The organism is Streptomyces sp. JLBT605 (assembly GCF_058215555.1).
In genome coordinates this window covers 4,049,561-4,073,016 of sequence record NZ_CM177087.1, presented here as the reverse complement: position 1 = coordinate 4,073,016, position 23,456 = coordinate 4,049,561, and the positions used below count along the sequence as shown (strand labels likewise).

Genomic DNA, 23,456 nt, shown 5'->3' with positions numbered 1-23,456 from the left:
GCCGGCAAAAAACTCGCCGCGTCAGCTGATGCGGTCCAGGACGATCGGGTTCGGGGTGAACTCGGTGCCGGGAGCGGCGATGGCGATGGCGCCGTCGAGGGCGGCGATCGCGTAGTCGAACTTCTCGGGGGTGTCGGTGTGCAGGGTCAGCAGCGGCTGGCCCGCGGTCACCGTCTCGCCCGGCTTGGCGTGCAGTTCGATGCCCGCGCCGGCCTGCACCGGGTCCTCCTTGCGGGCCCGGCCCGCGCCCAGGCGCCAGGCGGAGACGCCGACGGCGTAGGCGTCGAGGGCGGTGAGGACGCCGGAGGAGGGGGCGTTGATCACGTGCTGTTCGCGGGCGACCGGCAGCTCGGCGTCCGGGTCACCGCCCTGGGCGATGATCATGCGGCGCCAGTGGTCCATCGCGGAGCCGTCGGCCAGGGCCTTGGCGGGGTCGGCGTCCGGCAGGCCGGCGGCGACGAGCATCTCGCGGGCCAGGGCGATGGTCAGCTCGACCACGTCGGCGGGGCCGCCGCCGGCCAGCACCTCGACGGACTCGCGGACCTCGAGGGCGTTGCCCGCGGTGAGGCCGAGCGGGGTGGACATGTCGGTGAGCAGGGCGACGGTCTTGACGCCGTGGTCGGTGCCCAGGCCCACCATGGTGGAGGCCAGTTCGCGGGCGGCCTCGATGTCCTTCATGAACGCGCCGGAGCCGACCTTGACGTCCAGGACCAGCGCGCCGGTGCCCTCGGCGATCTTCTTGGACATGATCGAGGAGGCGATGAGGGGGATGGACTCCACCGTGCCGGTGACGTCGCGCAGCGCGTAGAGCTTCTTGTCGGCCGGGGCCAGGCCGTCGCCGGCTGCGCAGATGACGGCGCCGACGTCGGTCAGCACCTGGAGCATCTCCTCGTTGGAGAGCAGGGCGCGCCAGCCGGGGATGGACTCCAGCTTGTCCAGGGTGCCGCCGGTGTGGCCCAGGCCCCGGCCGGAGAGCTGGGGCACGGCGGCGCCGCAGGCGGCGACCAGCGGGGCCAGCGGCAGGGTGATCTTGTCGCCGACGCCGCCGGTGGAGTGCTTGTCGGCGGTGCGGCGGGGCAGCGAGGAGAAGTCCATCCGCTCACCGCTGGCGATCATCGCGGCGGTCCAGCGGGCGATCTCGGCACGGTCCATGCCGTTGAGGAAGATCGCCATCGCAAGGGCGGACATCTGCTCGTCCGCGACCTCGCCACGGGTGTAGGCGTCGATGATCCAGTCGATCTGGCCGTCGGTGAGGCGGCCGCCGTCGCGCTTGGCGCGAATGACGGAGATGGCGTCCATGGGTGCGGGCAGCCTTTCTGGTGACGCGGGGGCGACGCGCGTAGACCCCAGTGGGTCCGACGGCGCGCGCCCCCGCGGTGGGACGGGGTGGTCGTGGGACCGACGTTAGCGTTCGAGGTCCAGGGGGCCGAACGCGTCCGGCAGGAGTTCGGCCAGCGGGCGGATGCCCGCGGCGGTGTCCACCTGGAGGCCGGGGCCGCCGTGCTCCCACAGCAGCTGGCGGCAGCGGCCGCACGGCATCAGGACGTCACCATGCCGGTCCACGCAGGTGAAGGCGGTGAGACGACCGCCGCCGGTGGCGAAGAGTTCGGAGATCAGTCCGCACTCGGCGCACAGCGCGACCCCGTAGGCGGCGTTCTCCACATTGCAGCCGCTGACGGTACGGCCGTCGTCGACCAGGGCCGCGGCGCCCACCGGGAAGCCGGAGTAGGGGGCGTAGGCCCGGGACATGGCGTCCCGGGCCTGCGCGCGCAGCGATTCCCAGTCGAAGGAGTCGGTCGTGCCGGTCACTTGCCCTGACCCTTGCGATAGGGCCGGCCGACCGCCTTGGGCATGCGCAGGTGCTGCGCCGCCAGGGCCATGACCAGCAGGGTCACGATGTACGGCGTGGCGCTGACCAGCTGGGTCGGCACCGTGTCGACGGACAGGTACCAGACGATCAGCAGGGCGGCGACGGCGCCGTTGGCCCCGGCCGCGACCCACTTCCTGCCGTACGCCCTCCACAGCGCGAAGAGCGCGAGGCCGATGGCGATCAGCAGGATCAGGGCGTGCACCGTGGGGCCGCCGTTGCGCAGCTGGAGGGCGTCGGAGTAGCCGAACAGGCCCGCGCCCGCGGCCAGCCCGCCGGGCCGCCAGTTGCCGAAGAGCATGGCGGCGAGGCCGATGAAGCCGCGGCCGCCGGTCTGGCCCTCGTTGTAGATGTGCGAGCGGACCATGGCGAGGAAGACGCCGCCGAGGCCGGCCAGGGCGCCGGAGGTGACCACGGCCGCGTACTTGTAGAGGTACACGTTGACGCCGAGGGACTCGGCGGCGGTCGGGTTCTCACCGCAGGAGCGCAGTCGCAGGCCGAAGGGGCTCTTCCACAGCACGAAGTAGGTGCCGATCACCAGGGCGATGGCCAGCAGCGTCAGCGCCGAGATGTCGGTGACCAGGCCGCCGAGCACGCCCGCCAGGTCGGAGACGAAGAACCAGTGGTGGTTCTTGATCTCGATGAGCTTGTCGGAGAGCCACGGGACGGTGAAGTCCGGGATGTCGTCGACCTTCGGGGACTGCCGGGGGCTGCCGCCCTGGTCGGTGAGGGGGGCGAACCAGCGCTTGGCCAGGTAGGTGGTGGCGCCCAGGGCCAGGATGTTGATCGCCACACCGGAGATGATGTGGTCGACACCGAAGGTGACGGTGGCGACGGCGTGCACCAGGCCGCCGACCGCGCCGCCGATCACGCCCGCCAGCACGCCCACCCAGGGGTTGGTCTGGTAGCCGGCCCAGGCGCCGAAGAAGGTGCCCAGGATCATCATGCCCTCGAGGCCGATGTTGACCACGCCGGCCCGCTCGGCCCACAGGCCGCCCAGGCCCGCGAGTCCGATCGGCACCGCCATGGACAGCGCGGCGGCCACCTGACCGGAGGAGGTGATGGCGTAGAACGCGTTCTTCTGGTCCTCCTGGACCAGCGCGGTCACCACCGACAGCAGGACCAGCGCGCCGGCGAACAGCAGCAGCGCCTTGGCGAAGGACAGCCGCCGGGGTGGGGTCTTGGAGTGCGCCTTGGGCGCGGTCGTGCTCTTGGCAGCATCGATGCTCATGCCGCCACCTCCTGCTTCTTGGCCTGGGCGGCCAGCTCGGCGCCGACCCGCTGCTGCTGCCGCTTGAGCCCGTAACGGCGCACGAGCTCGTAGGCGATGACGACGCAGAGCACGATCACGCCCTGCATGACGCCGAGGATCTCCTTGTCGTAGCCCTCGAACTCGAGCCGGGCGACGCCTCGCTCCAGGAAGCCCCACAGCAGCGCGGCGAGCGCGATGCCGACCGGGTTGTTCCGGCCGAGCAGGGCGATGGCGATGCCGGTGAAGCCGAGGGTGGTCGGGAAGTCCGGCGTGAACATGTAGGTCTCGTTGAGCAGGGTCGGCATGCCGACCAGTCCGGCCATCGCGCCGGACAGCAGCATGCTGGTGATGACCATGCGCTTGACGTTGACGCCGCTGGCCTGGGCGGCGGACTCGGAGCGGCCCACCGCGCGCAGGTCGAAGCCGAAGCGGGTACGGCCCAGCAGGAACCAGTAGCCGGCGCCGGCCAGCGCGGCGATGACGACGAAGCCGTAGACCGGGTCCAGGCCGGCCCCCGCCGGGATGGTGAAGAAGTGGCTGGAGCCCGGCAGCGGGTCGGTGGACAGGATGTTGGTGCTCTTGTCCAGGGTGCCCAGCCGCCCGTCGACGATCAGGTAGCTGATCAGCGAGGTGGCCAGCGAGTTCAGCATGATGGTGCTGATGACCTCGCTGACGCCGCGGTAGACCTTCAGCAGACCGGCGATGGACGCCCACATCGCGCCGACCAGCATGGCGACCAGGATGATCAGCGGGATCGCCACGAAGCCGGGCGCGTTCAGGGCACCGCCGAGGGCGGCGGCGAGGAAGGCCGCCAGCCGGTACTGGCCGTCGATGCCGATGTTGAACAGGTTCATGCGGAAGCCGATGGCCACCGCGAGACCGGCGAGGTAGTAGGGGGTCGCCTTGTTGACGATGTAGACCTGGCTGTCCGACTTGAAGCCGTAGTCGAACATGATGCTGAACGCGTTGAACGGCTCCTTGCCGGTCGCCGCCAGCACCAGTGCGGTCAGCAGGAAGGCGGCGGCCAGCGCCAGCACCGGAGCGGCGACCGCCAGGATCACCCGCTCCTTGTCGATCCGTCGCAGCAGCGAGCCGGCTCCCCGGCCGCCCTGCTGGTCCTGTGCAGTTGTCTTCATCGGTCCTCTCCCGGCCCCTCGGTGGGCTCGGCCGGCCCCTCGGTGTGCTCGAGGTGGCCACTGGCCGCGCCGGTCATCGCCGAGCCGAGCTCCTCCGGGGTGATCGTGGCAGGGTCGGCGTCGGCGACCAGGCGGCCGCGGTACATGACGCGCAGGGTGTCGGACAGGCCGATCAGCTCGTCCAGGTCGGCGGAGATCAGCAGCACCGCCAGGCCCTCGTGGCGGGCCTTGCGGATCTGGTCCCAGATCTGCGACTGGGCGCCGACGTCCACACCACGGGTGGGGTGGGCGGCGATCAGCAGCTTGGGCTCGTGGCTCATCTCGCGGCCGAAGATCAGCTTCTGCTGGTTACCGCCGGAGAGCGAGGCCGCGGTGACCTCGATACCGGGGGTGCGCACGTCGTAGTCGCGGACGATGCGCTCGGTGTCGCGGCGGGCGGCGGCCGGGTCGAGCAGGCCGCGCTTGCTGTTGGGCCGCTCGGTGACGTGGCCGAGGATGCGGTTCTCCCACAGCGGGGCCTCCAGCAGCAGGCCGTGCCGGTGGCGGTCCTCGGGGATGTAGCCGATGCCGTCCTCGCGCCGCTTGCGGGTGGAGGCGTGGCTGATGTCCGTCCCGTCCAGGGTGACGACGCCCGAGTCCGGGTCGCGCATGCCCATGATGGCCTCGACCAGCTCGGCCTGGCCGTTGCCCTCGACACCGGCGATGCCGAGCACCTCACCCTTGTGGATGGTGAAGCTGATCTTGTCGAGCACGGCGCGCTCGACGCCGTCGACGTCCAGGGCGGTCAGGTGCAGCTCGTCGACGGTGAGCATCGCGGTGTCGGTGACGGTCGACTCGCGGGTCTCCGGCGAGGGCAGCTCGGCACCGACCATCAGCTCGGCGAGCTGCTTGGGGGTGGTCTCGGAGGGAACGACCGAGGCCACGGTGGTGCCGCGCCGGATGACGGTGATGTCGTCGGCGACCGAGAGCACCTCGCCCAGCTTGTGGGAGATGAAGATGACGGTCAGGCCCTCGCTCTTGAGCTCGCGGAGGTTGTCGAAGAGCGCGTCGACCTCCTGCGGGACCAGCACGGCGGTCGGCTCGTCGAGGATGAGGATGCGGGCACCGCGGTAGAGGACCTTGAGGATCTCCACGCGCTGGCGGTCGGCGACGCCGAGGTCCTCGACCAGGACGTCGGGACGGACGCCGAGGCCGTACGCGTCGGAGATCTCCATGATCTTCGCGCGCGCCTTGGCGCCGATGCCGTGGAGCTTCTCCGCGCCGAGGGTGACGTTCTCCAGCACGGTGAGGTTGTCGGCCAGCATGAAGTGCTGGTGCACCATGCCCACACCACGCGCGATGGCGTCGGCCGGGGAGTGCAGTTCCACCTCGGTGCCGTCGATCGCGATGGTGCCCTCGTCGGGACGCTGCATCCCGTAGAGGATCTTCATCAGGGTCGACTTGCCCGCGCCGTTCTCGCCCATGAGGGCATGCACGGTCCCGCGGCGCACGGTGATGTCGATGTCGTGGTTGGCGACGACTCCCGGGAACCGCTTGGTGATTCCGTGCAGTTCGACGGCGATTCCGGACGAGGCGTCTGCGGGTGGCTTGCCTTGGGGGGCGCTGGCGGCTTTGATGGCGCACTCCTGAGGGGGATGTGGGCGGCGGTGTACGGGCTTGGGGACCGCGGTGCCGCGCTGAGCGGCGCCGCATCGCGTGCGTACCGGCCTGGTGTTACGGATGTGAGCGAAACGATGGACCCGGGCGGACGGTGTGTCATCCCCCCAGGTCCATCGGACACTATGTGTCGGCGTTCGGACAGGGCAGTCCGTCGGCCTTTACAGCGAGTCGGCCACCTTGATCTTGCCCTCGACGATCTTCTTCTTGGCCTCGTCCAGCTTGGGCTGGATGTCCTTGAGGAAGCCGCCGGAGGTGGCCAGGCCCACGCCGCCGTCCTTGAGCGAGAACTGCTGGGTGCCCTTGAGCGGCTTCTTGGTCTTGACGACGCTCTCGATGAAGTCGTAGACCGCGATGTCGACGTTCTTCACGGCCGAGGTCAGGATCGTGGCCTTGTAGTCCTTGAGCGCCGGGTCCTGGTACTGGTCGCTGTCGACGCCGATGGACCAGGTGCCCTTCTTCTTGGCGGTCGCCTCGATCGCGCCGACACCGGAGCCGCCGGCCGCCGAGTAGATCACGTCGACGCCGCTGTCGAGCATGCCGTCGGCGATGTCCTTGCCGCGGTCGGGCATGCCGAAGCCGCGCTCGTCCTTCTCCACGTACTGGATGTCCACGGTGGCCTTCGGCTTGGTGTCCTTGACACCCTGCTGGTAGCCGGCCGCGAACTTCTTGATCAGCGGGCTGTCGGTGCCGCCGATGAAGCCGACCTTGTCGGTCTTGGACTTCAGGGCCGCCGCCACGCCCGCCAGGTACGAGCTCTCGTTCTCGGTGAAGACCAGGTTGGTGACGTTCTTGGCCTCGACCACCGAGTCGACGATCGCGAAGTCGGTGTCCTTGAACTTCGCCGAGGCCTTGGCCACCGCGGCGTTGTACTTGTAACCAACGGCGATCACCGGGTTGTAGCCGGCCTCGGCGAGGTCGGCCAGCTTCTGGTAGCGGTCGGCCTCGGTGTCGCTGTCCTTGGCGACGAGGTCCTTGCCCCCGATGCCGAAGTCTTCCTTGGCCTTGTCGAAGCCCTTGGCTGCGGAGTCGTTGAACGAGTGGTCACCGCGGCCGCCGACGTCGAAGGCGAGGCCGACGCCCTTGTCGCCGCCGCTCTCTTCGGAGCTGCTGCCACAGGCGGTGAGGGAAAGAGCAAGGGTCGCGGTGGCGATGCCCGCGACGGTGATCGTGGATACCCGGCGCACGAGGGTCCCCTTCAGAGCTTGAAGCGCCTCCGTTGGCGCTGGTTCGCCGCGATCGTAACGCGCGTAGATGTCAGATAAAGGGCCGCTTCGAAGCCGTTATCGGATCGTCGCGAACCCTGCCGGGCCTCTCGGCCTACAGAACGTGACGATCAAGCAAAGCCGTCGCGGTGAAGAGTTCCACCCCGACCTCGATCGCTCCCTCGTCCACGTCGAAATCACCGCAATGGAGGTCACGCCGGGCGGTGTCGCCGGGCCGCCGGACGCCCAGCCGGGCCATCGCGCCGGGGACCCTTTCGAGATACCACGAGAAGTCCTCGCCGCCCAGGCTCTGCTCGGTGTCCTCCACCCCCGCCGCGCCGCGCCGCGCCACCATGGCCCGCCGGAGCAGTCCGACCGAAGATGCCTCGTTGACCACCGGGGGGACCCCCCGGACGTAGGTGATCTCCGACTTGGCGCCGTGCAGCGTGGCGATCTCGTCGATCGCGGCGTGCACCAGGTCGGGGGCGTCCCGCCAGGCGGGCAGGTCCAGGCAGCGCACGGTACCGGAGAGTTCGGCGTGCTGCGGGATGACATTGGGGGCGTGGCCGGTCTCCAGCCGTCCCCAGGTGACGGCGAGACCCGAGCGGGTGTCGACCCGGCGGGACAGCAGCGCGGGCACCTCGGTGGCGACCTTCGCGGCGGCGGTGACGAGATCGGTGGTCAGGTGCGGGCGGGCAGTGTGGCCACCCGCGCCGTGCAGCGCGATCTCCAGGCGGTCGCAGGCGGAGGTGATCGGCCCGGTGCGCAGCCCGATCCGCCCCATATCGACCCTGGGGTCGCAGTGCACCGCGAGGATCCGCTCGACTCCGTCCAGCGCGCCGGCCGCCACCACGTCCGCCGCCCCACCGGGCAGCACCTCCTCGGCGGGCTGGAAGACCAGCCGCACCGGACGGGGCAGCCGGCCCGCGCGGTGCAGCTCGGCCAGCACGAGTCCGGCGCCGAGCACGACGGTGGTGTGCACATCGTGGCCGCAGGCGTGTGCGCGGTTGGGGACGGTCGAGCGGTAGGGCACCGTCTTGACGTCCGGGATGGGCAGCGCGTCGATGTCCGCGCGCAGCGCGAGGATGCCCTCCGGAACCGCGCCATCGTCGGTGCCGATGTCGCAGAGGAGACCGGTACCGGAGGGAAGCACCCGCGGGCTGAGGCCGGCCCGCTCCAGTCTCGACTTGATCGCCGCGGTGGTGCGGAATTCTGCGTTCCCCAACTCGGGGTGCATGTGCAAGTCGCGGCGGAAGGCGATGAGTTCGGCGCGCAGCCCCTCGGGTAGGGTGCCGGCGAGTTCCGCTCCCGCGGTGGTGTCGGCTTCACGCCCGGTCTCGGGGGACATCACGTGGTTCACCTGAGGAAGCGTATGCCGATCCACGGGGTCAACGGGGCTGGATCAAGAGAATTTCAGCCCCATAGGGGACGGAAAGCGGGCCGGGTCGCGCATGATCTCCCTAGTCAGGGGGTATACCTGCGCCTTCTTCGCCAAGTGGTGTGATCGGGCGGCGATTTCCGGTCTTCTCACACTGTGGGACGGCAGGTCGCCACGGCGGCTCCGCCCCGCGGTGGCGCCAACTGCCGGACGGCGTCCGGGGTACGGCCCGCCGGGACCTTCGCCGCGCAGACCCCCTCGGCCACCCCGTCGGCCACCGCGTCGGACGTCTCTAGGACGGCGCGGAGCGCAGCCGCCGCACGTCCCGGGCGCTGCCGGTGACCCCGGACAGGAAGCCCTGCGCGCGCGGCGATGCCCCGCTGGTCAGCCACGCCGGGTCCACGTCGCACACGGCCACCTGGACACCGGTGCCGGTCAGCGCCAGCGGCAGGGTGTGCACCACCGTCGAGGGGAAGCTCACGATGGTGTGGCCGATCGGGCCGCGCCGGGCGATCACCTCCAGCGGCAGGTCCGGCCGGACGATCTCCAGGCCGATCTCGGTGCTCACCCGGTGCAGCTTCTCGGTGCTCTCCTTGCGGTGGGCGAAGTAGCGGGTGGCGCCGTGGGTGCGGGCGAGGGAGGCGACCGCCTCCAGATAACGGGCCGGATCCACCACGCCGGTCTCCACCAGCGAGGTGCCGACCAGGTCGGTGCCCCGGGTCAGGCGCGGCGGGCCGAACCGGGCGCGGGTCCAGGCGAAGTCGTTGGCGGTGACGGTGACGTCCTTCGGCGGCTCCACCGGCATCGAGCTGAACACCTCGACCCGGTGGTGGCCGTCCGGGGTGAGCTTGCGGCGCGCGGACGCGGAGACCGGGGCGAAGACGATGTCCCGCGCCCCGCGGCCGGTGCCGCGCCGGTGCCAGCGGACCAGGGGCTCGCCCCGGCTGAGCTGGGAGATGAACTCCATGGTGGCGGTGCCGTCGTCGACCACGACCAGGTCCCGGGCCCGGGTGAGGGTCAGCAGCAGCTGCACGTACCGGGAGAAGGGGTCGCCGATGACGATGCGCCCGGCGCGCCGCAGCAGGCCGGAGAGCCCGCCGATGGTGCGCAGGGGGGCGCCGGCCCCGCCGCGGGCCTCCTCCCAGCGGACGGTCACCCCTTCGTCGCGGGCCAGCTCCGCCATACGGCGGAGCTGGCCGCGGGTCATCGGGTCGTGCGGGGAGAGCACGATCACGGTGAGGCCGGCGTGATCGCTCGCGCCGGTGGTCCGGGAGGCGTCGGCGTAGGCCCACTCCAGGACGTTGAGCAGTTGGACCGGGCTCTCGACGAAGGCGAGGGTGCCGGCCGTTCTCCCGGTCTCCCGGGGCGTGGCCCGGAGGCGGTGCGTGTGGTCACGCGCCGCCTCCGGGGAGGGCGGGCCGTCGGGCGGCCCGGCCGGTGTGGTGTCCACCAGTGACCTGTCAGTCCTGTCCGGATCGGGTCTCGGATCGGGTCTCGGATCGGTTACTCAGACGGCGACCGGCTCGCGGTCGCCCGCCTCGGCGACGACGCCCGCGACGCGGCGCAGCTTCTTCATCGGGCCGAGCTCGCTGTCGTAGACCTTCTTGACGCCGTCGCCGAGCGACGCCTCGATCACGCGGATGTCGCGCACCAGGCGCTCCAGGCCCTGCGGCTCGACGGAGGCGGCCTGGTCCGAGCCCCACATGGCGCGGTCCAGGGTGATGTGGCGCTCGACGAAGACGGCGCCGAGGGCGACGGCGGCCAGCGTGGTCTGCAGGCCGGTCTCGTGGCCGGAGTAGCCGATCGGGACGTTCGGGTACTCGGCCTGGAGGGTGTTGATCACCCGCAGGTTGAGCTCCTCGGCCTTGGCCGGGTAGGTCGAGGTGGCGTGGCAGAGCAGGATGTTCTCGCTGCCGAGCACCTCCACGGCGTGGCGGATCTGCTTGGGGGTGGACATGCCGGTCGACAGGATGATGGTGCGGCCGGTGGCGCGCAGGGCGCGCAGCAGCTCGTCGTCGGTGAGCGAGGCGGAGGCCACCTTGTGGGCCGGGAGGTCGAACTTCTCCAGGAAGGCGACGGCCTCGGTGTCCCACGGGGAGGCGAACCAGGCGATGCCGCGCTTCTTGCAGTGCTCGTCGATGGCGCGGTACTCGTCCTCGCCGAACTCCACCCGGTGGCGGTAGTCGATGTAGGTCATCCGGCCCCACGGGGTGTCGCGCTCGATGTCCCACTGGTCGCGGGGGGTGCAGATCTCCGGGGTGCGCTTCTGGAACTTGACCGCGTCGCAGCCGGCGTCGGCCGCCGCGTCGATCAGCTTGAACGCGTTCTCCAGGTCGCCGTTGTGGTTGATGCCGATCTCACCGGTGACGTAGACCGGGTGGCCGGGGCCGGCGATCTTGTCGCCGAGGGTGCGGAGGCGGATGTTGGAGCTCACGTGAAACCTTTCGGGTGGTCCCGGCCGTGGGGCCGGCCGGGGGCGGAACAGCGTCGATCGGGCTTGTGGCGCGGTGGGTCGCGCCGTCAGGTGCGGGGGCGGCGGTGAGGGCGCCCGGGGGGTGTCCGGTGGGCCGCCGTGGGACGTCGGGTCAGGAGAGCTCCTTTCCGAGGAGCCAGCCGGCGACCTCGCGGATCGCTCCGTGTCCTCCGGGTGTGGAGGTCACCGCTCGGGCGGCGCCGCGCACGACGTCGTGCGCGGAGGCCACCGCCACCGGCCAACCGACCAGGTCGAAGCACGACAAGTCGTTGACGTCGTTTCCGACATAGAGCACGCGCTCGGGGGCGATGCCCTGCTCCTCGCACCACTGCTTGAGTGCGAGATCCTTGCGGTCGATGCCGTGCAGCACGGGGATCTTCAGCTTCCGTGCGCGGGCGGCGACGACCGGGTTCTGCTCCGTGGACAGGATCAGCAGCGCGAGGCCGGAGCGGCGCAGCGCGGCGATCCCGAGGCCGTCACCGCGGTGTACGGCGACGAGCTCGCGTCCGTCGGAGTCGATCAGCACCCTGTCGTCGGTCTGGGTGCCGTCGAAGTCGATGACCACCGCGTCGACGTCGTCGCGGGTGGGGAGGGCGCCGGGGCGCGGGGCGTCCAGCAGCGGGGCCAGGGCGCGGGCGCGGGCGAGGTCGTGCGGATCGTCGATCTCCAGGACCCGCGCGGCGTCGGTGCGGACCAGCGCGGTGCGGCCGAAGAACCGGTGGCGCTCGGCGCGGAAGCCGGGCACCCGCATGGCGTAGGCGGCGCCGGTCTCCAGCAGGTCCTGCGGGCGGTCCTGGCGGCGGGGCCGGAAGGCCTTGTCGTGGTTGACGCCGTAGCCGCGGGAGCCGCCTTCGGCGGCGGGGGCCGGGGCGGGCTGCCCGGTGCCGCGGCCGCCTTCGGCGGGTGCCCCCGCCGGGTGGCCCGTGCCGCTCTGGCCCTGGGCCGGGGCGGCCGGGGCCGTGGCCGGCGCGGCGGCCGTCGCTGCCGGGGCCGTGGCCGGCGCGGCCGCTGCCGGGACGCGGGCCGCCACCCCGTCCGTGCCGCGCGCTCCGCCCGCCGCGGAGGCGTCCGCGAAGTCGCTGTCGTCGGCGCCGTCGCGCCAGACGAAGCCGTGGAAGGGCGCCACGGTCAGCGCGCTGTCCGCGCCGTCCTCGACGATCGCCGCGACCACGCCGTCCACGTCCTCGCGGACGATGAACGGGCTGGTGCACTGGACGAGCAGCACCACCTCGGCGGTCGTGCCGTGCCGGGCCTCGAAGACGTCCAGCGCGTGCAGCACGGCGGCCTCGCTGGTGGCGGTGTCGCCCGCGATGTCGGTGGGCCGCTGGATCACCTCGGCGCCGGCGCCGCGCGCGGCGGCGGCGATCCCGGCGTCGTCGGTGGAGACCAGCACGTCCGTGACCAGGCGGCCGGCCAGGCATTCGCGGACGGCGCGGGCGACGAGCGGGACACCTCCCACGGCGGCGAGGTTCTTGGCGGGTACGCCCTTGGATCCGCCGCGGGCGGGGATCACGGCGACGACACGCCGCTCGGGGGTGGGGGGCATTGCGGCTCCTTCGATGCCGTGGTCGATCGCGGTCACAGCTCCTGCTGGTCGGCTTCTCCGCCGGCGAGGCGCTGAGCTCCCGCCTTCCTGCGCCTGCGGCCCGGTGGCCTGACCCGCGCCGCTCACAGCTCCCCCATCCGGCGGATCACCGGCGCCACGCGCTGGACGCCGTGCCGGTAGGCGCCGCGGGCCGCTTCCCGCACGGTGTTGCGGACGACGCGCCGCAGCCCGGCGGCCTCGGCGGCCTCCTGGCCACCGGCTCCCGGGATCGGGGTGCCGTCCGGCCGGAAGCCGTAGCGGCCCAGGACGCGGGGCAGGTATCCGGGCGCGGTGATGGGCGTGTAGTAAGGGGACAGCGGCGGGAGTTGCCCGGCCCCGGCCAGCTCGGCGACCCGGTCGCGGGCGGCGTCGAAAGCGGTGGCGTACCAGCCGGCCGTGGTCTTTGGCCCCGCCTGCTCCGAGGCCGGCGCGGGCGAGGCGCCGGGGGCGGCCGGAGGCGCGCCCACTCCCTGCCGGGCGACCCAGGCCGGGTCGGGCTCGGGCAGGTAGCCGGCGTCGATCTCGTCCCAGGAGGCGAGGCAGCCGGAGCCGAGGAAGTGGTGGTTGCCGAGCGTCTCGCGGATGCCCAGGTCGGTGAGGACGGCGGTGGGGATGCCGCGGTGCAGGGACTCCATGGCGGCGGTCGAGCTGACGGTGACCAGCAGGTCCGTGGTGTCCAGGACCTCGCCCATGTTCCCGTAGGCGAGCCGGAAGTTGGCCGGGGTGCCGCCGTCGAGCCTGGCCACCAGCTTCTGGTACGGCAGCTCCTCGATGTGCGTGGTGTGCTCACCGGGCTTGCTGCGCAGCTTGACCAGCACCTCGCGGTGGGGGTTCTTGCGGGCGTGCTCGACGGCGCGGCGCAGCAGGTAGGCGCGGTCGGCGCGGTTGTCGGGCACGGAGGGCTGGACGGCGAAGACCACGGTGCCGCCCGGGTAGTCGCGGGTGCGGCGTGCCTTCGGGTCGTAGGGGGCGCCGCCGAGGAAGGGCAGGGCGCACTCGACGACGCTGTCCGCGTCCGCGCCGACGCCCCGGTAGACCTCGCGGAAGCGGTCCGCGTCGTGGCGGGAGTTGGCGAGCACGATGTCGGCGCCGTGCCGCAGCAGCAGGCCGTCGGCGAGCTTCTCGTAGACCACGCCGACGTAGCCGGTGACGACGACCGGGCGGGCTTCGGCGCCCTCCCATGCCTTGGCGAGTCCGTGCACGATGGCCTGGACGGCGCCGCCGACGCAGGAGAGCACGATCACGTCGTAGGCGTCGCGGTTCACCGTGCGGACGAACTCGACCCCGGTGACCTCACGCATCTGCTGGGCGCGGACCCCCACCTCGGCGAGCTGGCGGACCGTCGGGGTCGCCCGGCCGCGCAGCAGGTAGCCGTGGAGCGCGACGTCCCGGTGGCCGCCGGGCCGGTTTTCCGTCCGGTCGGAGACGAGGCGGTGCGCGGTGAGCGCGCCCCACTTCCACCGGGTGTCGGAATCGGCGAGCACGGCGGCGCGCAGAGGGGGATTGGTACGACTGGGCACGTCGCTGACGGTAGGAAGCGATTCCGATTCACGGCCCAACGCCGATGCAACAAACGGTTAACAGCACGTCGACGGTTGGCGAATCGGCAGGCCGGCGGACCGGGTTAACCATTTGGTCGTTCTTCGTTCACCTTCAGGTACGCCGTAGGTCAAGACGAATGCCAGACGGCGACCTACCGTCACCCGAGTGGTTAAGCTCTCCGTCATCGTGCCGTTCTACAACGTGCAGACCTATGCCCCTGACACCCTGCGAAGTCTGCGCGCGAATGCGCGCGACGACTTCGAATTCATCCTCGTCGACGACTGCTCGGCCGACGGGACCGTGGAGATCCTGGAGCGCGCCGAGCGCGAGCTGCCAGGGGCCGTCCTGGTGCGGCACGAGAAGAACGGCGGGCTCGCCACCGCCCGCAACACCGGGCTGGACGCGGCGAGCGGCGAGTACATCGCCTTCCTCGACGGGGACGACTGGCTCGCCCCGGGCTACTACGAGCAACTGCTCGGTGCCATCGAGGAGTTGGGCGTCGACTTCCTGCGCACCGACCACGTCCAGTGCACCGCCCGGTCCCGCTCCATCCACCGGGTGCCGGTCGGCCGCCGCGGCGTGGCGCTGAACCCGCGTGAGGTGATACTGCCCGCGGACCGGTCCACCTCGGTGGACTACGCCTACGCCTGGGCCGGCATCTACCACCGGCGGCTGGCCGACCAGGGGCTGCTGCATTTCACGCACGGTCTGCGCACCGCCGAGGACCGCCCGTGGATCTGGCGGCTGCACCGCGAGGCGGAGACTTTCGCGGTGGTCGGTCTGCTCGGGGTTTTCTACCGGCGTGGCGTGGCCACCTCGCTCACCCAGATCGGCGATGTGCGGCAGCTCGACTTCATTCGCGCATTCGATCAGGTTATCGAGGAAACGGCGCGCGACCGGGACGCGGAAAAACTACTTCCAAAAGCCGTCCGAACATATTGCGCCATCATTTCGCATCACCTGGGCAATATCGAAAGATTCGAGCCGGCGGTGGCTCGAAAGCTGCGCACCATGAGCGCGGCGGCGATGAAGCGCATGCCGCAGCACGTCCTCGATGAGGCGCTGGATTCGATGGATTACGAGCGTGCCGCACGGCTTCGGCGGGTCCGCCGCCGGCCCGTGGCCGGAGAGGTGGCGGCCTGATGCACGCCCGCACCGCGCGCAAGCGCACCCAGATCTTCATGGCCTCCACGCTCTACGGGGCGGCCACCCTGGCCGCCGCGCTGGACGCCGACCGCTTCCCCGCCGCCGACCGCCGGCTGCTGCTGATCAGCAACAACGCCGCGACCCCGGAGACCACCCCGGGCCTGGACGAGATGGCCGGCTTCGACCTGCTGCGCGACCGCTTCGACGGCCTGCTGTCCTGGAACGAGACGATCTACCCCTTCCACCCCGGCGGCTGGTCCCCGCGCGGCGACGACGTCCCGCTGTGGGAGCGGCACCTGCGGCTGCTGTGGGGCCTGGGCGAGGACCACGTGGAGCTCGTCGTGGAGTCCATCCAGGTCGACCCGGCCCTGGCGCTGGCCCGGCTCTTCCCGGACGCGCCGCTGGAGGTGTACGCCGACGGGCTGATGAGCTACGGCCCCACCCGCAACAAGCTCGACCCGCTGGTCGGCACCCGCGTCCGCCGGCTGCTCCACCTCGACCTGGTGCCCGGCCTCAAGCCGCTGCTGCTCACCGAGTTCGGGGTGGAGCCGGAGATCATCCCCACCGACGTCTTCACCAAGGTGCTCGCCGACCTCGCGCACGCCGCCCCGGATCCCGACCCGGAGCTGGAGGCACTCGGCGCCTCGGCCGAGCGTCCCGCCCTGCTGCTGGGCCAGTACCTCTCCGCGCTGAACATCCTCACCCCCGAGGAAGAGGAGCAGCTGCACGTCCGCATGGTGCGCGGCGCCTACGCGCTGGGCCACCGCAACATCGTCTTCAAGCCGCATCCCACCGCCCCGGCCCGCTGGTCGCGGATGCTGGAGAAGGAGGCCGGGGAGCTGGGCGCGGCGCTGACCGTGCTGGACTCGCCGGTCCTCGCCGAGGTGCTCTACCAGCGGATGCGCCCGGCCCTGGTGGTCGGCTGCTTCTCCACCGCGCTGCTCACCGCCACCGCCTTCTACGGGCTGCCGGCGGCCCGGATCGGCACCGAACTGCTGCTGGAGCGGCTCAGCCCTTACCAGAACAGCAACCGCGTGCCGGTGACCATCGTCGACGCCCTGCTGCCCGACCTGGAGGACCGCCGGGCGGTCACCGGCTGGACGCCCGCCGACGGCGAGCGGGCCGCCGTGAAGCAGGACCTGACCGGGCTGGTCGCCGCGGTCGGCTTCTGCATGCAGGCCCAGATCTACCCGCGGCTGCGGCCCGCGGCGGAGCGCTATCTCGTCCGGCACCTGGACGAGCACACCTGGCGGTACTTCAAGCGGCGCCGCCTGACCGCGCTCGGCCTGCCGGGCGCGATGCCCTCGCAGCTTTCCTTCATCCCGCGCAACGAGACGGTCCGCCGGGTGGCACGCCGGGCCCGCGCCGTCCAGCGCAAGATCAAGAAGAGGACCGCTTTCGGATGACAGCCCCGGGCACCCTCCCGGCCTCGCCCACGGCCTCCGGACCGGCAGCGGCCGGCCAGGAGGCCGGAAGCGACGGGAAGCCGAAGATAGCCCCGGGGGCGCGCGAGAAGAAGGACGCGCCCCCGGCCAGACTCCGAGCGCTGGACGGGCTGCGCCTGCTCGCCGCGCTGATGGTCGCCGCGTACCACTTCGGCGGCCGGGACGGTGAGATAAGCCATGCGTGGGGCAGCTCGCCCCGCGAGCAGTTCCCCAGCCTCTCCGGCTACTTCGCGTACGGGTGCCTGGGCGTCCAGATCTTCTTCGTCATCAGTGGCTTCGTGATCTGCATGAGCGGGTGGGGGCGGCCACTGCGCAGCTTCTTCGCCTCCCGGGTCGCCCGGCTCTTCCCCGCCTACTGGGCCGCGATCATCATCGTCACCCTGGTCTTCGCCCTCCCCTGGGTCGCGTACAAGTCCGTCTCGGCGAGCGACACCCTGGTGAATCTCACCATGCTCCAGCAGCCGATCGGCGCCGACCGGGTGCTGGGCGTGTGCTGGACCCTGTGGGCCGAACTCCGCTTCTACGCCCTGTTCGCCGTCTTCGTCGTGCTGCCCGGCGCCGGCCGCCACCGGGTGGTGCTCTTCTGCGCGGTGTGGACACTGACGGCGGCCCTCGCGGACGCCTCCGGCCAGGAGTTCCTCAAGGTCCTGCTGATGCCGGAGTACGCCCCGTACTTCGTCGGCGGCATCGGGCTCTATCTGATCCACCGCTTCGGCCATGATGCGCTGGCCTGGGGAATCGTCGCGCTCAGCTTCCTGCTCGGCCAGCATTACGCGGTCGCCGGGCTCTGGCACCCGCCGAACCCCGACTACTTCTCCAACCGCTCCCAGCTGGGCATCATCGCCGTCGTCGCCTTCGGCTACCTGGCCGTGGCGCTGGTGGCCTGCGGCAAGCTGGGGTGGGCGAACTGGCGCTGGCTGACCGTCGCCGGTGCCCTGACCTACCCGTTCTACCTGGTCCACGAGCACCTGGGCTGGGTCACCGTGGAGTATCTCCACCGCGAGCTGGGGCTGCCGTCGTACGCCACCTTCCCGCTGACCATCGTGGCGATGCTGCTGCTGGCGTATCTGCTCTACCGGCTGGTGGAGCAGCGGCTGACGCCGGTGCTGAAACGATCCCTGACGCCGCCGCGCGCCTGACCGGACCCGGGACCGGGCCGCTCGCCCCCTTTCAGACGGGGCGAGCGGCCCGGTCAGGCGTTACGGGGCCCACGGCCCGGTCCGGCCCGGCGCCAGGGGGCAGGGGTCAGGGCGGGGTGGGCAGGGGCGGGCCGGGGTCCTCGGGGGTGGGCAGCAGGCGGTTGGTCACCATGTCGGGATCCGGGCCGAGGCCCAGTACCCGCATCGCGGTCACCGACTTGAGCCGGTCCCTGAGCACCTGGTCCTCGACCCGGTCGATCAGGCACAGCGTCTGGTCCAGGGTGAGATCCGCCTGCATGCTCTCGTGCACCCGCTCGGCCTGGGCGGTCAGATGGCGGCGCGCCCGGTTCGAGTGCAGCGCGAAGGCACCGCCACAGGTGGTGATCAGCGCACCGCTCAGGCTGGTCAGCGCGGGCAGGTAACTCGCCTCCGGATCACCGGCGTTGGCGAGGGCGAGGCCGGCGCCGAGGAGCACCATGACCGCGCCCGCGGACATGAAGACCGCGCTGAGCCGGAAGGTGGTCGCCGCCTGTCTGAGCGCCTGCCCGAGGAAGCTGAAGAAGAACTCCTGACGGCGGGTGGTCAGGTCGGGCGCGGCAGGCGTCGCGGCGGCCGGGCCGGTGGTGTCGGGCGCCGGGGCGGGGACGTGGGCACTGCCGAGCACGTTCACCACGGAGCTGCCGCTGATCACCACCTGCTGCTGGGGTCGCGCTCCGGGTTCGCAACCACGGGCCGGTTCGCACGGATATCGCGCGTCGCACGGCTGGATGTGGTCGAAGGGCTGGACTTGGTCGAAGGGCTGCTCCACTGACATCGTGACCCCCGATCCTGGTGACTCACTGTAGGGGCTGGACACCCAGCGTAAACCCTGCTCCCGTGAATCCCAGGCCGCCCCGCCCGAGTTAGCTGCCGGATCGACCTGCGGGTCCGTACGGCCGGGTCTGTGCGGCCCTTCATCCCGCGGCGGGCGGCGGGAGCGGCGGGCGCTGCTCGTACCAGCGCTGGTCGGCTTCGAGTTGGGCGGCGAGCGAGATCAGCAGCGGCTCGCTTCCGGCCGGGCCGAGCAGCTGGGCGCCGACCGGGAGCCGGGCGCGGGTCAGCCCGGCGGGGACGTTGACCGCGGGCCAGCCGAGCAGATTCCACGGCCAGGCGTACGGGCAGGCCTGGATCATGGCCCGGTCGGTGGCCCAGCCGGGCAGCTCGGCCATGGTCCCGATCCGGGGCGCCGGGGCCGCCGTGGTGGGGGTCAGCACCACATCGGCCTGCCGGAAGATCGCGCCCACCCTGCGGTGCAGCGGGAGTTCGGCGGCCCGGGCCGCCCGCAGCAGCCTGCCTCCCATCAGCCGTCCGCCGCGGGAGGTGGACCGGGTACGCGGGTCCAGCAGCGCCGCGTCGGGCACGCGGCCGGCCCAATCCCTCACCCCCGCCATGGCGCGCGGCAGGAAGGCCGGGCCGATGAGGCCGTAGCGCGGATCGGCCTCAAAGACCTCGTGGCCGAGCGCGGCCAGCCGCTCCGCGAGGCGAACCACGGCGGCGCGCACTTCCGCGTCGAGCCGCAGCGGGAGTCCGGTGAAGGCCGCCTTGAAGGAGAGTGCGACGCGCAGCCGTCCGGGGTCGCGGCCGACCGCGGAGCGGACGTCGACCGCGGGCGGCCGGTGCCGGTCCGCGTCATGGCTGCCGGAGGCCACGTGCAGCAGCAGCGCGGCGTCGCCGACCGTACGGGCCAGGGTGCCGTGGCAGGTGACTCCGTGGAACGCCTCGGCCTCCGGCCAGGTGGAGATCCGGCCGCGCTGCGGTTTGATGCCGACCAGATGGGTCCAGGCGGCGGGGATGCGGATCGAACCCGCGCCGTCCGAGCCGAGCGCGGCGGGCACCAGTCCGGCGGCGACGGCAGCGGCGGAGCCACCGGAGGAGCCGCCCGGGGTGTGGTCCAGCCGCCATGGATTGCGGGTCCGGCCGAAGGCCGGGCCCTCGGTGAACGGCCACTGGCCCAGCTCGGGGGTGTTGGTCTTGCCGACGATCACCGCCCCGGCGGCGCGCAGCCGCCGCACCGCCTCGGCGTCCTCGGTCTTGGCCGGGAAGTCGCCCGGGCAACCGAAGGCGGTCGGCAGCCCGGCCACATCGGTGTCGTCCTTGACCGCGACCGGCACCCCCAGCAGCGGCAGCCGCTCCCCGGCGGCCAGCCGCCGGTCCGCCGCCTCGGCCTCCGCCATCGCCGCCTCGGCGCGGATCCGGCGGAAGGCGTTGAGCGTGGGCTGGGTGCGGGTGATGCGCCGCAGCGACTCCTCGACCAGGGCGCGGGAGGACACCTCGCCCTCGGCCAGCGCGCGGGCCGCCGCGGCCAGCCCCTCCGTCATGACGCCGAGCACCTCGGTCACCTCTGCCTCCTCGCCGGGCGCGGGGCCCCGGAACCACTGGGGTCACCATCCCGCAACTCCCCTTACTTTGACAGGACTTGATCGGCCGACTCCCACCGGATCGCCGCACCCACCCCAGCCCTTCACAGTGCAGGATAATGATCCCCTGGTACAGTGCACTGCTCTATCGACCGAGTGACGCGTGAGGTGAGCAGCGATGACCGATGCCCGGGCCTGGCTGGACAAGGCGGCGGTCGACCCCTCGGTCCGCGAACTGCGCCCCGACTACCGCGCGTTGCTGATCACCGCGGAGGGCCTGCGGCCGGGCCCCGGGGACGAGGCCAGTGAGGCACTGCTCACCGCCGCCGAGTCGGCCGCCCGCGCGCGGGAAGCGTCCGGGCCGGACCATCCGCATCTGGTCGAATGGCGCGCGGCGTTCCGGGCGTTCGGCGCGAAGCCGCAGCGCACCCGGCCCAGCGCCGACGCCCTGCTGCGGCGCGCCGCCGCCGGCCTGCCCCGGGTCGACCGGCTCACCGACATCTACAACGCCGTCTCGGTCGCCCATGTGCTGCCGATCGGCGGTGAGGACCTGGACCACTACACCGGGGCCGCGCTGCTGACCCGGGCCGACGGCACCGAGGAGTTCGACACCACGGCGGGCGGCGAAGCGGTCGTGGAGCACCCCGCGCCGGGCGAGGTCGTCTGGCGGGACGACGCGGGCATCACCTGCCGCCGCTGGAACTGGCGGCAGTGCACCCGCACCCGGCTCACCCACGCCACCACCCGCGCGGTGTTCATCCTGGACGCGCTCGGCCCGATGGACGACGACGCGCTGGCCGCCGCGGGCGACGCGCTGTGCGAGGCGCTCACGGCCGGCGACCGGGACGTACGCATCGCCACCCGCCTGCTCGGCTGACCGCTGCCTGCCCGCGGGCGGGCACGGCTACGGACGCGGGCAGGCACGGCTACGGACGCGGACCGGCGCTCAGCCGCCGCCGAGGTCTCGGGCCAGGCGTCGCGCCGCGTCCATGGTGAAGCCGCCGGTGATCTGCAGCTCGCCCCCGGTGATGCTCTGCATGACGGACGGGGCGGACAGCAGCCTGCCGTCCTGGATCATGGCGATCCGGTTCTGCGGGGCGGGCCGGGTGGCCGCCTCGGCGGTGAGTGCGGCGAACTCCGCGGCATCGTGGTCGGCCAGCTCCACCCTCACCATGGGCCCGGCCCCGTTCGCCTTGTCGAATTCCGCCGTCGCCGACTTCGCCTGCGCGACGGTCATGCCGGATCCGGCCGCCGCCACGTACAGGCAACTGCCCGCCTTGGCATCCGGGTAGGCCGTGCCCGCCGGGGCGCCGGGCGGGCAGGCGCCCGGTACCTCCCGCTCCACCAGCCGCAGGTCCAGCGGCTTCACCGGGCCCGGCCGCGGCGTCCTCGACGCGCTGGGCTCCGCCGTGCCCGGCAGCGGCACCGCCTCGTTCTCCCGGTCCGGGCCCCGCTTGCCGCCCCCCTCGTCGTCACTGTCGCCGGAGCATCCGGTGACAACCGCCGCCACCAGCGCCAGCCCTGCCACCGCCACCACCCCGCGTGTCCAGGTGTTCCGCACCACCGCTCCCCCCTTGTCGTCCTTCGGCGCGCCGCCTGGCCTCGTCGTCAGGAGGCGTCGCTGGGCACATACGTACCCCAGATGTCCCGCAGTGCCCCGCAGACTTCGCCGACCGTGGCCCGGGCCGCCAGCGCGTCCTTCATCGGGTGGAGCACATTGGCCGCGCCCGGCGGGCCGGCCGCCGCCGCGCGCACCGCCCCCAGGGCCGCGTCCACCGCCCGCCGGTCGCGCTCGGCGCGCAGCCGGGCGAGCCGCCGCACCTGCTGGACCTCGATCGCCGGGTCCACGCGCAGCGGTTCATAGCGCTCCTCGGTATCCAGCCGGAAGCGGTTGACGCCGACCACGATCCGCTCGCCCTCCTCCGTCTGCCGGGCCACCCGGTAGGCACTCTGCTCGATCTCGCTCTTCTGGAAGCCCTGTTCGATGGCGGCCACCGCCCCGCCGAGGTCCTCGATCCGCCGCATCAGGCCGACCGCCGCCGCCTCGACCTGGTCGGTCAGCGACTCGATGGCGTAACTGCCCGCGAACGGATCGACGGTGGCGGTCACATCCGTCTCGTACGCCAGCACCTGCTGGGTGCGCAGCGCCAGCCGGGCGGAGGTCTCGGTCGGCAGGGCGATGGCCTCGTCGAAGGCGTTGGTGTGCAGCGACTGGGTGCCGCCGAGGACCGCGCCGAGCGCCTGCACCGCGACCCGCACCAGATTCACCTCGGGCTGCTGGGCGGTGAGCTGGACACCCGCGGTCTGGGTGTGGAAGCGGAGCATCCACGACTTCGGGTCCCGCGCGCCGAACTGCTCGCGCATCACCCTCGCCCAGATGCGGCGCGCCGCCCGGAACTTGGCGATCTCCTCCAGGAGCGTGGTGCGGGCGACGAAGAAGAAGGACAGGCGGGGCGCGAAGTCGTCGACGTCCATGCCCGTCGCGACGGCGGTGCGGACGTACTCGATGCCGTCGGCCAGGGTGAAGGCGATCTCCTGCACGGGCGAGGCCCCGGCCTCGGCCATGTGGTAGCCGGAGATCGAGATGGTGTTCCAGCGGGGCATCACGGCCTGGCAGTAGCGGAAGATGTCGGCGGTGAGCCGCAGCGAGGCGGCCGGCGGGTAGATGTAGGTGCCCCGGGCGATGTACTCCTTGAGCACGTCGTTCTGGATGGTGCCGGTCAGCGCCTCCGCCTCCACGCCCTGCTCCTCGGCGACGAGTTGGTACAGGAGCAGCAGCAGCGCGGCGGGCGCGTTGATCGTCATCGAGGTGGAGACCCGGTCCAGCGGAATGCCCTCGAACAGCAGCCGCATGTCGTCGATCGAGTCGATCGCCACCCCGACCTTGCCGACCTCGCCGTGCGCGAGCGGCGCGTCCGAGTCATGGCCCATCTGCGTCGGCAGGTCGAAGGCGACCGACAGGCCGGTGGTGCCGTGCTCGATGAGCCGGCGGTAGCGGGCGTTGGACTCGGCGGCGGTGCCGAAGCCCGCGTACTGGCGCATCGTCCAGGGACGCCCGGTGTACATCGAGGGGTAGACGCCGCGGGTGTACGGATACCGGCCGGGCTCGCCCAGGCGGTCCACCGGATCCCAGCCGTCCAGCGCCTGCGGTCCGTACACCGGCTCGATGGGCAGTCCCGACTCGGATTCGCGCGCCATGGTCAACGCACTGTAGCGGCGGCGGTGGTGCACGGCGC

Annotated in this window: 19 protein-coding genes; 4 read left to right on the top strand and 15 right to left on the bottom strand. The window is 72.1% G+C overall.

Annotated elements, in window-relative coordinates:
* Positions 1-21: 21 nt before the first annotated feature.
* From AC4BDD_RS17675 to AC4BDD_RS17625, 11 genes are all read right to left on the bottom strand, one after another.
* A complete protein-coding gene (locus tag AC4BDD_RS17675) occupies positions 22-1,299 on the bottom strand; it encodes a thymidine phosphorylase (RefSeq protein WP_490686409.1) in 1,278 nt (425 codons plus the stop codon).
* A gap of 105 nt (positions 1,300-1,404) precedes the next feature.
* Positions 1,405-1,749, bottom strand: a complete 345-nt coding sequence (locus AC4BDD_RS17670; RefSeq protein WP_490691820.1) for a cytidine deaminase — start codon at positions 1,747-1,749, stop codon at positions 1,405-1,407.
* A gap of 56 nt (positions 1,750-1,805) precedes the next feature.
* A complete protein-coding gene (locus AC4BDD_RS17665; protein ID WP_490686408.1) occupies positions 1,806-3,098 on the bottom strand; it encodes an ABC transporter permease in 1,293 nt (430 codons plus the stop codon).
* A complete protein-coding gene (locus AC4BDD_RS17660; RefSeq protein WP_490691819.1) occupies positions 3,095-4,204 on the bottom strand; it encodes an ABC transporter permease in 1,110 nt (369 codons plus the stop codon). Before AC4BDD_RS17660 ends, AC4BDD_RS17665 begins: the two co-directional genes overlap by 4 nt.
* Positions 4,205-4,251: 47 nt before the next feature.
* Positions 4,252-5,871, bottom strand: coding sequence for an ABC transporter ATP-binding protein (locus AC4BDD_RS17655; protein ID WP_490691818.1), 1,620 nt, complete (start codon positions 5,869-5,871; stop codon positions 4,252-4,254).
* Positions 5,872-6,072: 201 nt separating this feature from the next.
* Positions 6,073-7,098, bottom strand: coding sequence for a BMP family lipoprotein (locus tag AC4BDD_RS17650; protein WP_490686407.1), 1,026 nt, complete (start codon positions 7,096-7,098; stop codon positions 6,073-6,075).
* Positions 7,099-7,231: 133 nt separating this feature from the next.
* Complete coding sequence (locus AC4BDD_RS17645; protein ID WP_490691817.1) at positions 7,232-8,464, bottom strand: amidohydrolase; 1,233 nt, start codon at positions 8,462-8,464, stop codon at positions 7,232-7,234.
* Positions 8,465-8,786: 322 nt separating this feature from the next.
* On the bottom strand, positions 8,787-9,803 hold the full coding sequence (locus AC4BDD_RS17640; RefSeq protein WP_490691816.1) for a polysialyltransferase family glycosyltransferase: 1,017 nt from the start codon (positions 9,801-9,803) through the stop codon (positions 8,787-8,789).
* A gap of 198 nt (positions 9,804-10,001) precedes the next feature.
* Positions 10,002-10,928 (bottom strand): N-acetylneuraminate synthase family protein, encoded by a 927-nt coding sequence (locus AC4BDD_RS17635; protein WP_490686406.1) that lies wholly within the window; start codon positions 10,926-10,928, stop codon positions 10,002-10,004.
* A 151-nt stretch (positions 10,929-11,079) separates the two neighbouring features.
* Positions 11,080-12,513: a cytidylyltransferase domain-containing protein gene (locus AC4BDD_RS17630; RefSeq protein WP_490686405.1), complete on the bottom strand. Its 1,434-nt coding sequence runs from the start codon at positions 12,511-12,513 to the stop codon at positions 11,080-11,082.
* A gap of 122 nt (positions 12,514-12,635) precedes the next feature.
* Complete coding sequence (locus AC4BDD_RS17625) at positions 12,636-14,072, bottom strand: DUF6716 putative glycosyltransferase (protein ID WP_490686404.1); 1,437 nt, start codon at positions 14,070-14,072, stop codon at positions 12,636-12,638.
* Between the two features lie 187 nt (positions 14,073-14,259).
* On the opposite strand from AC4BDD_RS17625, the gene AC4BDD_RS17620 reads away from it, so the two are divergent.
* From AC4BDD_RS17620 to AC4BDD_RS17610, 3 genes are read left to right on the top strand one after another with little or no spacing between them, the layout of a single operon-like run.
* A complete protein-coding gene (locus tag AC4BDD_RS17620; protein ID WP_490686403.1) occupies positions 14,260-15,237 on the top strand; it encodes a glycosyltransferase family 2 protein in 978 nt (325 codons plus the stop codon).
* Positions 15,237-16,646: a polysialyltransferase family glycosyltransferase gene (locus AC4BDD_RS17615; RefSeq protein ID WP_490686402.1), complete on the top strand. Its 1,410-nt coding sequence runs from the start codon at positions 15,237-15,239 to the stop codon at positions 16,644-16,646. The genes AC4BDD_RS17620 and AC4BDD_RS17615 overlap by 1 nt, the downstream gene beginning before the upstream one ends.
* Positions 16,643-17,824: an acyltransferase family protein gene (locus tag AC4BDD_RS17610; protein ID WP_490686401.1), complete on the top strand. Its 1,182-nt coding sequence runs from the start codon at positions 16,643-16,645 to the stop codon at positions 17,822-17,824. The genes AC4BDD_RS17615 and AC4BDD_RS17610 overlap by 4 nt, the downstream gene beginning before the upstream one ends.
* 106 nt (positions 17,825-17,930) lie before the next feature.
* On the opposite strand, the gene AC4BDD_RS17605 is transcribed toward AC4BDD_RS17610, so the two are convergent.
* Together AC4BDD_RS17605 and AC4BDD_RS17600 are read right to left on the bottom strand one after the other, a co-directional pair.
* Complete coding sequence (locus AC4BDD_RS17605) at positions 17,931-18,638, bottom strand: TRADD-N-associated membrane domain-containing protein (protein ID WP_490686400.1); 708 nt, start codon at positions 18,636-18,638, stop codon at positions 17,931-17,933.
* Between the two features lie 139 nt (positions 18,639-18,777).
* Entirely contained in the window at positions 18,778-20,181 is a 1,404-nt protein-coding gene (locus AC4BDD_RS17600) for an amidase (protein WP_490691815.1), read from the bottom strand.
* Positions 20,182-20,398: 217 nt separating this feature from the next.
* On the opposite strand from AC4BDD_RS17600, the gene AC4BDD_RS17595 reads away from it, so the two are divergent.
* Positions 20,399-21,097, top strand: coding sequence for a B3/B4 domain-containing protein (locus AC4BDD_RS17595; RefSeq protein ID WP_490686399.1), 699 nt, complete (start codon positions 20,399-20,401; stop codon positions 21,095-21,097).
* A gap of 69 nt (positions 21,098-21,166) precedes the next feature.
* Here AC4BDD_RS17595 and AC4BDD_RS17590 read toward each other — a convergent pair whose 3' ends face one another.
* Both AC4BDD_RS17590 and AC4BDD_RS17585 read right to left on the bottom strand, forming a co-directional pair.
* Positions 21,167-21,784, bottom strand: a complete 618-nt coding sequence (locus AC4BDD_RS17590; RefSeq protein ID WP_490686398.1) for a SecDF P1 head subdomain-containing protein — start codon at positions 21,782-21,784, stop codon at positions 21,167-21,169.
* Between the two features lie 44 nt (positions 21,785-21,828).
* Positions 21,829-23,418: an acyl-CoA mutase large subunit family protein gene (locus AC4BDD_RS17585; RefSeq protein WP_490686397.1), complete on the bottom strand. Its 1,590-nt coding sequence runs from the start codon at positions 23,416-23,418 to the stop codon at positions 21,829-21,831.
* Positions 23,419-23,456 lie beyond the last annotated feature (38 nt).